Genomic DNA, 2,993 nt, shown 5'->3' with positions numbered 1-2,993 from the left:
AGGCAATGAACAGGCTCGCTATTCACATAACGCTGCTCGTTCACGCCCCAGGCCCTGAGCTGCGCCTGCTCGCCTTCGGTCAGAATATCGATGTCAGCCAGTGGACGAATTGAACTCCGCGCAATCTCGTGCAGTAGTCTGTTAACCTGCGCCCCAATGCAACTGACGGCATTGCTGGAAAAATGTTCACGAGCGTAACTGTAGTGTAGACACAGCGTGTTCGCCTGGACGATCGACACAGTTATCGGATAATTGGTAACCTCGCGGCTTTGCACTTCGGAGAAAACGAGTCCGCGAGCCATTGACTGCTGCAGCGTCTCGTCCATCGGGTAGTTCTCAAACACCAGAATACTGTCGAACAATCCGCTTCCGCTGTGACCTCCCCATCGCTGAATATCATACAATGGCGTATGTTCATGCTCGCGGGAGGCGATGTTCTGCGCCTGCAAATCGCGCAGCCACGCACCGGTTTCCTGCTCCGGCCGGAGAGTTACGATCACGGGCAGGGTATTAATGAACAAGCCCAGCAGCCGCTCCGCTCCTGGCAAGTCCGCTGGCCTGCCTGCAACGGTCGCCCCAAACCCGATTGTTTGCTGTCCGGTATAGCGATTTAGCAGAAGCGCCCACGCGGCCTGCAAGAGGGTGTTGAGCGTGATGCGTTCGCGCTTTGCGAACTGAACTAAGCCTTCAGTAAAAACGCTGTCAAGTTCGCTGATATGTTCTCCGTAACCCGCATCCTTTTCTGCAATGGAGCAAAAATCGGCCAGACGAGTAGGCTCTCCTATATTGTGTAATTGCTCTCTCCAGTATCGTTCAGATGCATTCGCATCGCGATTCTGCAACCATTCAATGAAGGTCCGATAGCGGCCTTGGCCTACTTGGGAGAACACCAACTCACTGTCGCAATACTGGCCCAACACCTCACCCATCAGCCGGGAAGTACTCCAGCCGTCCAGCAGCAGATGATGAATCGTCCAGATGAAGTGATGCCTGTTGTCCGCGACGCGTACCAATGCCACTCGCATAAGCGGGGGAGTTGCTAGATCGAAACCGAAAGCATGTTCCGCCTCAGCCAGAATCTCAAGATCGCGCTCCTTATTTTCAGGGGCATGTCCTGCGCGATCCCGCCAATCGTATTCCACTACCGGCAGTTCAGCGACTTTTGCCACCCACTGCAGAGCAGTTTTACCTTCGTGCAAAAAACCTGTGCGTAATATTTCATGTCTGTCCACTGCAGCCCGCCACGCGGCTTTGAAGCGTGTCACGTCCAATGCCTCAATATCCACTCTCAGCTGGTTGACGTAGACGTCAGCTGCGGTATCAAATACGCTATGGAACAACATTCCCGATTGCATTGGCGAGAGCGGATAAAGATCCTCAAGCCGCGCCGCCGGTATTGGCAAGTCGTCCAACTCATGCTGTGTAAGCTGTGTTAACGGAAAATCTGACGGAGTAAACCCGTATGCACCGCTGGTGCAATGCGAGATCAGCCCTTCGAGCTCAAGCTGGTAGCTTTTTACAAAAGCCTCGATGGTGCTTTGAGAATAGCGAGCCTTGCTGTAACTGACTTCAAGGCTTAGTTCCCCATCATGAACGTGGCCATTTATAGAGAGATCGTGACTGAGCGACGCAGCGCCATCCATTAAATCCCCGATGGGCTCGGACGCCAGCGTCCATAAACTCTTCTCATCGAAACTGGAATCGAATTGCCCCAGATAGTTGAATACCACCTCAGCCCTCGGCAGGCAGGCCAGCGCCTGCCGCTGTTCGGACGTTCCATGACGTCTAAATAATCCGTAACCCAGTCCTTTATTCGGTATTTTTCGGATATTCTCCTTGATACGCTTGATTCTCTGATCCAGGTCCCCGGCTGGATCAAGCACCACCGGGTAAAGGATGGTGAACCACCCGACGGTTTGGGAAAGATCAATATCTGCGTAGAGATCCTCCCGACCATGCCCCTCCAGATCGATCAGAAGCTTGTCATGCCCGCTCCACTGGCATAAGGCGCTTCCCAGCGCGGTAAGGAGGAGATCATTCACCTGTGTGCGGTAGGCTGCGGGTGCCTGCTTGAGCAATGCCTGCGTTTGTACCCGGTCGAGTTTAATGCCGACGCTGCTGTGTTGACGAACTGTGTTTGCCCCGGTGGGGTTGTCCCTGGGAAGGGAAACAGGCACATTTACCAACCGTTGCCAGTAACTCAGCTCGTCAGAGTTTTCGAGTACATAATTCTCCAATCGCCGGCCCCAGCTCTGATATCTCGTCGTTTTGCCGGAAAGCTCAATTTTATCGCTATCCCGAGCCTTGCTATAGGCGGCCTCTAAGTCTTCGAGAAGAATGCGCCACGAAACCCCGTCTATTACCAAGTGATGAATAACCAATAGCAAACGCTGGTCACCGTTAACCATGTCGATGACCAAGGCGCGCATCAGCGGTCCTTCGGTCAGATTCAAACTGCGTTGCGCCTCGTTGCACAGCGCCTCGAACTGTTCGGCGTTGGCAGCGTGGCGTCGCCATAGCAATTCCTCCCCACGGTGGGCAGCCGGTTCAGCGGGCGTCTGCTGCCAATCGCCGGCGGCTTGCCTTCTATAGCGGAAACGGAGCGCCTCGTGATGATTCATCACGGCTTCCAACGCTTGAGCGAGATGCCGCATCTCCAGGCCCTGCGTGCTTTTAAACAGAACAGCCTGGTTCCAATGATGTCGCGCGGGGATCTCCTGCTCAAAGTAATCGGCTTGAATGGGAAGCAGCGGCACCAGCCCGCTGGCATCGACGGCAGCCGGAAGGTTATTGCTTATTGATTCGGTCGCTTCCTGTGTAGAAGTAGCCACGGAGGCCAGCGCCGCAACAGTTTGACGTTCGAACAATTGACGGGGCGTTATTTTCCAGCCTGCCCGGCGCGCCTTAGTCACAATCTGAAGGCTGAGAATGGAATCGCCGCCCAGTTCAAAGAAGTTGGCGTTTCGCCCCACCTGCCCGATGCCCAGCACTTG

1 protein-coding gene is annotated in these 2,993 nt (G+C 54.6%); it reads right to left on the bottom strand.

The window, feature by feature from the left end; translation table 11 throughout:
• Positions 1 to 2,993: condensation domain-containing protein (locus C8R31_RS15670; RefSeq protein ID WP_258192744.1), on the bottom strand; the 2,993-nt coding region annotated here is incomplete at both ends.

It is taken from the genome of Nitrosospira sp. Nsp2, from assembly GCF_003050965.1.
In the GTDB taxonomy this organism is placed as follows: domain Bacteria; phylum Pseudomonadota; class Gammaproteobacteria; order Burkholderiales; family Nitrosomonadaceae; genus Nitrosospira.
Note: the sequence above shows the minus strand (reverse complement) of the source record. Positions and strands in the feature narration are given on the sequence as shown.